Raw genomic sequence first — 7066 nt, forward strand, 5'->3', positions numbered from 1 at the left:
CATCGATATTTTCACCAGCTAATTGAGGAATAACTTCGGACATTTTGGCAGCAATTGCCTCATCCGTGACGACAATCCCCTCTTTCTTGGCAATTTCCGCGATCGCGAGTTGCTGCTTGAGATTGGTAATCGCATCAGTCCGACAATTTTCTTTCATTTTGGGAATGGTTTCCCGCGTGAAGAGTTTATTGACATCCATCCCATATTGGCTGAATTGATTGGCCATTTGGTTGAGGATATTCATCGTCTCCCGCTCGATCAGGGTTTCGGGTAGATCTGCTTGGGCAACTTCAATCAATGCGGTTTCGATCGCATTGATAATATTCTGGTCGGTAGATTTTTGAGCTTGCTCTTGGAAGCGCGTCGCGATCGAGGCTTGGTACTCAACGAGGGTGTCAAAATCGCTAGCTTCCTTGGCGAAGTCATCGTCTAAGGCTGGTAATTCCTGCTCTTTGAGATCTTTGAGGACGACATGAAAAATTGCTGGTTGGGCGGCCAAATCTTCGCGCGGGTAATCTGCGGGAAAGACTACTTCGACATCCCGCGTCGCGCCGACACTCATGCCGACAATCCCATTCACCAGATCGGCAATAAATTTCCCTTCCGACAGCTCGATATCAAAATCTTCCGCCTGCGCGCCGCTAATTTCGGTACCATCGGGGAGTTTGCCGCTATAGTCCACTACAGCAATGTCATCGAGTTTGGCCGGACGACCGACAACGGGAATCGTCGTCGCTTTTTCGCGACGTTGGCCATCGATAAAATCTGCAACTTGGGCGGGGTCGTAGACGATTTCTTCGGCGGTGACACTCAATCCGGTATAAGTACCCAAACTGACTGCTGGCGGGACATCTACCGTCGCCCCAAACGTCAAAATTTGGCCGGGGACATATTTTTGCAAGAGTTCGTCAAAATTGGACGTAATTTGGTAATTACCGATCGCGGGTACTGCTTCTTGCTTGATGGCTTCATTAATCGCTGGTTCGAGCAAAGCTTCGAGAGCCATGGCTTTCACCTGTGCTTGACCCATCCGTTGTAAGATTACTTGCCGAGGGATTTTTCCTTTGCGGAACCCAGGAATGTTGGCATTTGTCGTCAGGTTTTTGATGGCCTGTTCGTAATATTTAGTCGTTTGGTCTCCGGTAACTTCAATCTCTAAACCAATCCGGCTTTGTTCGAGTTTTTCCTGGGTAACTTTCATGATATGTATGTCTAACAACAGTCAATGGTGAGATGTAAGGGCTGGGCGATCGCCTAATTATGATATGCTAACGCTATAGCCAGTGAGATTATTCAGGATAGCTTGCAGTTTGACTTGGCGTGCTGCAAGCGATCGAATCTAACTGCAATCCCACTGCCTAAAGCAGATGGTTATAGTCGCATAACTTAATCAGAATGCGCAGTTTATCTACAAGATTCATCTACTTGATGATAGTACATTGCCGTTAGGTATTAAGTATTTAAAGATTAAGTATTTAGAATTTGAGATTGAGTCAAGATCTGAAAACTATGTTTGTAGTCAGGATGAGGTTGGATGTGGATCGGTTAACAACGATAGCCAACTTCAGTCGTCAGCCGATCGCCACATCCGATCTCAGGATGCCCACAAGTTTTTAGTGGTAAGTCCTCTCCTTAGTTTAAAATCATCAACATTATCAGTGGAGGCAGCTTTCTTGGCCGATTTATATCGCGTTGCAATCTTAGGCGCAACAGGTGCCGTTGGGACAGAATTAATCGAATTACTTGCCCAGCGTAATTTTCCCATTGCCGAACTCAAGCTGTTTGCGTCGCCTAAATCAGCAGGTACGAAATTAAAGTTCAAAGGTACGGAAATTACGGTTGAGACAGTGGGAGATCGATCGTTTGAAGGCATCGATATCGTCTTGGCCTCGGCTGGCGGCTCGACCTCCAAAGCATTGGCACCTAAAGCCGTGGCTGCTGGCGCGGTAGTCATCGATAATTCTAGTGCCTTTCGGATGCAGGCGGATGTGCCTTTAGTAATTCCAGAGGTCAATCCCGCAGCGGCTGCCCAGCATCAGGGAATTATTGCCAACCCCAATTGCACCACGATCCTGATGGCAGTGGCGATCTATCCGCTCCACCAAATTCAACCGATTCAACGGATCGTCGCGGCAACTTATCAATCTGCCAGCGGTGCGGGTGCCAGAGCGATGGCGGAAGTCGAAACTCAAAGTCGGGATATCTTAGATGGCAAACCACCCAAACCGGAAATTTTCCCTTATCCGTTAGCTTTTAATTTATTTCCGCACAATACCCCGATCGATGAAACTGGGTATTGCGAGGAAGAGCTAAAAATGGTCAACGAGACTCGGAAGATTTTCGGGACGCCAGATCTGCGCGTGACTGCCACCTGCATCCGCGTACCTGTCCTCCGCGCCCACTCAGAAGCGATTAACCTGGAATTTGCCAGCCCCTTCGATCCCGATCTCGCTCGATCGATTCTGGCCACAGCTCCTGGTGTAAAATTGGTCGAAGACTGGCAGGCTAATTATTTTCCGATGCCGATCGACGCTTCGGGTAAAGATGAAGTCTTAGTCGGACGCATCCGCACAGATATCTCCCATGCCAATGGGTTAGAATTGTGGCTCTGTGGCGATCAAATCCGCAAAGGTGCCGCCCTCAACGCCGTCCAAATTGCCGAATTGTTGATTGAGAAAAATTGGCTCAAGCGGAAATAGCAAATTGTAGTAACATACTCAAATATCATTGGTGGGGAAGGGCGGGTTTGAATTAAATTTCTAGTTCAAGCGGCATCTGTAGCATAAACCCTCCCCTACAGATCCTCATCTATATTTCCCCCCGCTCCCCCTCCCCCCTCATATGACAATCGATTTCGGACGAGTTATCACCGCAATGGTTACGCCTTTCGACTCAGAAGGACACGTCCACTATGCCGAGGCAGAGAGATTAGCCGCGTACCTAGCGGCAAATGGTTCGGATGGGATTGTCGTCTGCGGCACGACTGGGGAATCGCCAACGCTGAGTTGGGACGAGGAGTACCAGCTATTTCAAGTCGTCCAATCGGCCGTCGCTGGTAAAGCGAAAGTAATTGCGGGGACGGGGTCGAATTCGACTAGTGAAGCGATCGAAGCTACTCAAAAAGCTGCTAAACTAGGAGTAGATGGGAGTTTACAAGTCGTCCCCTACTATAACAAACCCCCCCAGAGTGGTTTGTATCAGCACTTTGCCGCGATCGCTGCTGCGTGCGACTTGCCGATGATGCTGTACAATATCCCCGGACGCACCGGACAACAGTTAGAACCAGAGACGATCGCTAAGTTAGCAAAATTAGACGGAATCGTTGCAATTAAGGAAGCTACGGGTAATCTAGATATAGCTAGTCAGATCCGCAGCCTCACCCCACCAGATTTTGCGATTTATTCGGGCGACGACTCTTTGACATTGCCGATCCTGTCTGTAGGCGGCACTGGAGTAGTCAGTGTGGCCAGCCATTTGGTCGGAAATCAAATTCAGGAAATGATTGCGGCGTTTGCCTCCGGTCACAATCAGCTAGCAACAAAGATTCACATCAAACTGCTACCGCTATTCAAAGGATTATTTTTTGCACCCAACCCCATGCCGATCAAAGCAGCACTCAAATTGCAAGGCTGGGAAGTCGGTGCACTCAGATTACCTTTGTGTGAATTACCGATCGAGTCATTACCACAGCTTCAGCAGCTACTTCAACACCAAGGATTAATCGGTACGACTATAGACATCCAAACTCAGGCTTGAAAAATGCGGTCGCCCTAACGCCGATCCATTTGCCAGTATAGCCGCAGAGATCGCCGCGATTTGATGCTCGTTCCGATACTTTCGTCAACAGCCTCGAACCGAGCGCGCTAGCGATTTGAAATGGTCATCACCGCAATCGAAAGGAATAATTGATGAGCGATCGATTGACCCGTTGACGATATTATGATACAACTAAGATAACGAGGAAAAATGCCCAGAAATTCAGAAGCTGCTCGGTTAGAACTTGACAAGTTAGCAGCATAATCATTGTCATCAGACCAGAGAGTTAAAGCAGATCGAACTCTGATCCGTCCGCAGCCACCAGATCTGAGATTGAGTCCGATTTATCTAAGTCTCAATCGCCAAACATTCAGTTAGTTTAATAACAGCCAGTGCAAATTTCTAGCGCATAGTTTTGTAGATTACCCGATCTATCTTTTGTTGAGAGTATGGTGTTACCGCCATTTACGACCGATCTTCGACTAGAAATTCCGATCAGGCGGCCCGTACATTCTCGCTCTCTTAATATTGCTACCATAGCTTTCAAATATTTCTCGATTTCAAACCACAGGCCAAACAACTAACGAAGTTAGTTACTGCCGAGTGAGGGGTCGAAAAAATCAGTCTTGTCTAAAATTTATCCAAATTAGCTAAGTTTATCTAAATGAGTCCAATTCTAAAATCATCCACCACCTCGATGCCTGCTAAAAATCCCAACCAACCCACCCTCAAAATCATTCCGCTCGGTGGTTTACATGAAATAGGTAAAAACACCTGCGTCTTTGAGATTAATGATGAAATTTTGTTGCTAGATGCGGGTTTAGCATTCCCTACTGATGGGATGCACGGCATCAATATCGTCCTACCAGATATGACCTATCTACGGGAAAATCAACATAAAATCAAAGGGATGATCGTCACCCATGGACATGAAGATCACATCGGTGGCATCCCCTATCACCTCAAACAATTTGATATTCCCGTCATCTATGGCCCGCGTCTGGCGATGGCGTTGCTGCAAGGTAAATTAGAAGAAGCGGGCGTTGCCGATCGCACGAAAATTAAAACCGTCGCCCCCCGCGATATCGTCCGCATTGGCGAATCCTTCTTTGTCGAATTTATCCGCAATACTCACTCGATCGCCGATAGCTTTACGATTGCGTTACACACTCCTGTTGGCGTGGTCATCCATACTGGCGACTTCAAATTCGACCATACTCCCGTCGATGGTGAGGCTTATGACTACGCCAAACTCGCCGAACATGGTGAAAAAGGCGTGCTGTGTTTGATCAGTGATTCCACCAACTCCGAAATCCCTGGCTTCACTCCTTCCGAGCGTTCGGTCTTCCCCAACCTCGATCGGTTTATTTCTCTAGCCAAAGGTCGCGTGATGGTGACCACCTTCTCCTCCTCCGTTCACCGGATCAACATGACGATCGAACTAGCGATGAAGTACAATCGCAAAGTCTGCGTCGTCGGTCGATCGATGCTCAACGTGATCGCTCACGCGCGGAACTTGGGTTATATTAACTGTCCCGATGATGTGTTTGAGCCACTGCAATCGGCTAATCATCTTCCCGATGATAAAGTATTGGTACTGACTACTGGCTCCCAGGGTGAAACCCTCGCCGCCATGACGCGGATTGCTAACGGTCAACATCGCCAAGTGCGGATTCGTAAAGGCGATACGATTATCTTCTCAGCGAACCCGATTCCTGGTAACACGATCGCGGTTGTCAACACGATCGACAAATTGATGATGCAGGGTGCTAATGTCATCTACGGTCGCGACAAAGGAATTCACGTTTCTGGACACGGTTGTCAAGAAGACCAGAAATTGATGCTGAGTCTGACTCGTCCCAAGTACTTCATCCCCGTTCATGGCGAACACCGGATGCTGATCAAGCACTCCCAAACCGCTCAAAGCACGGGCATTCCCGCCGAGAATATGGTGATCATCGACAATGGTGACATCGTCGAACTCACCGAAAATAGCATCGGTAAAGCTGGCAAAGTCCCATCAGGAATCCAACTCGTCGATAACGCTGGGATCGTCCACGACCAAACCCAGGTGATGGAAGAACGCAAACAGCTCGCTGGCGATGGTGTCGTCACTGTCGCCTTGGCGATCGGTCTCGATGGTAAAATGATGGTCAAACCACAGGTCAATCTCCGTGGTGTCGTCACCGCTGTCGAACAATCACTAATTGCAGCTTTGATCCAAAAAACGATCGAAAATTGTCTGATCGATCGCTGGGATCGGTTTGCACGCACATTTGAATCCGGTCAGCTCGATGTAGACTGGACTGGACTACAGATCGAACTAGAATCGGCACTCCAACGGTTAGTCCGGCGCGAACTCCAAAGTCGTCCGCTATTGGTGTTGATGATGCAGACACCTGAAGATGGTACGACTAAAAATCCAGCGAAGATCGCTGTTGGTGCTGGGGCTAGTGCTGGTGCGAGTCATAGTTCGACTCCAGCTCCCATCGGTCGTCGCAAACAACGTTCGACTGCCAAAGTTGGATCGTAGATTTTTATTCAGCTCTACTGGAAATTAGTTAATCGCCACAATTTAGTCACAAAAAGAGGGTAGTAGCAAGATCGGGTTGCTGCTACCCTCTTTTTGTAGCAGGTTGTCATTTCTATGATGTTAGGGATAATTCGGAACCAACTAATTTTGAAAAAAGCGATCGATATCACACTCTCATCAGTCACTTATCCATGATAATATGCGCGTATCTATCTATTCTCGCTCGACTCACCAAAAAGCATATGCCTGCGGACTATGTGAAACTCGCCCAAACATACTTACAAATCAATCCATCCCGACAACAAAGCTACTTCGCTGCTTTGACTAGATTCATGGGTGAATCACCAACGACGATATCAATGAATTGGTTGAAAGCCGAGTACCTGAGACAGAAGCTAACGGCCAAGGAACGTGATTGTGTGTCTTGAAGAATGAGAGATCGTTCTATCTCGCTAAGACACGAATGCTTGGTGAGATAGCACGATCGATACTTCCCTAAGCAACCGCAGAGATCGAGAATTTTTTCAGATCGTGTTAGCGATCGTCCGGCAGCGGAGCTGAACGACAATCCTCGCTTTAACCCCATCGAATCGCCTTGCCTTTACTGGTAGGGCTGTTTTGATGATCTGGAGTAGGAATGATATTTTTCCAGCTCGATAGGGGTTATGAAGCACTAGTGTGGGACGATTAGGAACTAATTTTGACAGCACGACTAAATGCTGGACTCCAAACTAGATTCATAACAGATCTAGATCTGCCATAAAGTCAGCAGCAGAG

The 7066-nt window shown here is 47.8% G+C and carries 5 protein-coding genes; 4 read left to right on the forward strand and 1 reads right to left on the reverse strand.

All coding sequences use genetic code 11. The features are described from left to right. Window positions 1-1201: trigger factor (tig, locus tag RMO27_RS12435; RefSeq protein WP_309732895.1), on the reverse strand; the 1201-nt coding region annotated here is incomplete at its 3' end. A 472-nt stretch (window positions 1202-1673) separates the two neighbouring features. Between tig and RMO27_RS12440 the strand changes: the two genes are divergently transcribed. The 4 genes from RMO27_RS12440 to RMO27_RS12455 all read left to right on the forward strand — a co-directional run bounded on the left by RMO27_RS12440 (window position 1674) and on the right by RMO27_RS12455 (window position 6717). Beyond that, window positions 1674-2699, forward strand: coding sequence for an aspartate-semialdehyde dehydrogenase (locus RMO27_RS12440; protein ID WP_309732897.1), 1026 nt, complete (start codon window positions 1674-1676; stop codon window positions 2697-2699). Between the two features lie 142 nt (window positions 2700-2841). After that, on the forward strand, window positions 2842-3756 hold the full coding sequence (gene dapA / locus RMO27_RS12445) for a 4-hydroxy-tetrahydrodipicolinate synthase (RefSeq protein WP_309732899.1): 915 nt from the start codon (window positions 2842-2844) through the stop codon (window positions 3754-3756). Between the two features lie 664 nt (window positions 3757-4420). Further along, window positions 4421-6289 carry a ribonuclease J gene (locus RMO27_RS12450; protein ID WP_396133695.1) on the forward strand — a complete coding sequence of 623 codons (1869 nt, stop codon included), beginning with the start codon at window positions 4421-4423 and terminating at the stop codon, window positions 6287-6289. Between the two features lie 242 nt (window positions 6290-6531). After that, window positions 6532-6717, forward strand: a complete 186-nt coding sequence (locus RMO27_RS12455; protein ID WP_309732901.1) for a hypothetical protein — start codon at window positions 6532-6534, stop codon at window positions 6715-6717. Window positions 6718-7066 lie beyond the last annotated feature (349 nt).

The organism is Chamaesiphon sp. OTE_75_metabat_556, from assembly GCF_031378165.1.
Classification (GTDB): domain Bacteria; phylum Cyanobacteriota; class Cyanobacteriia; order Cyanobacteriales; family Chamaesiphonaceae; genus Chamaesiphon.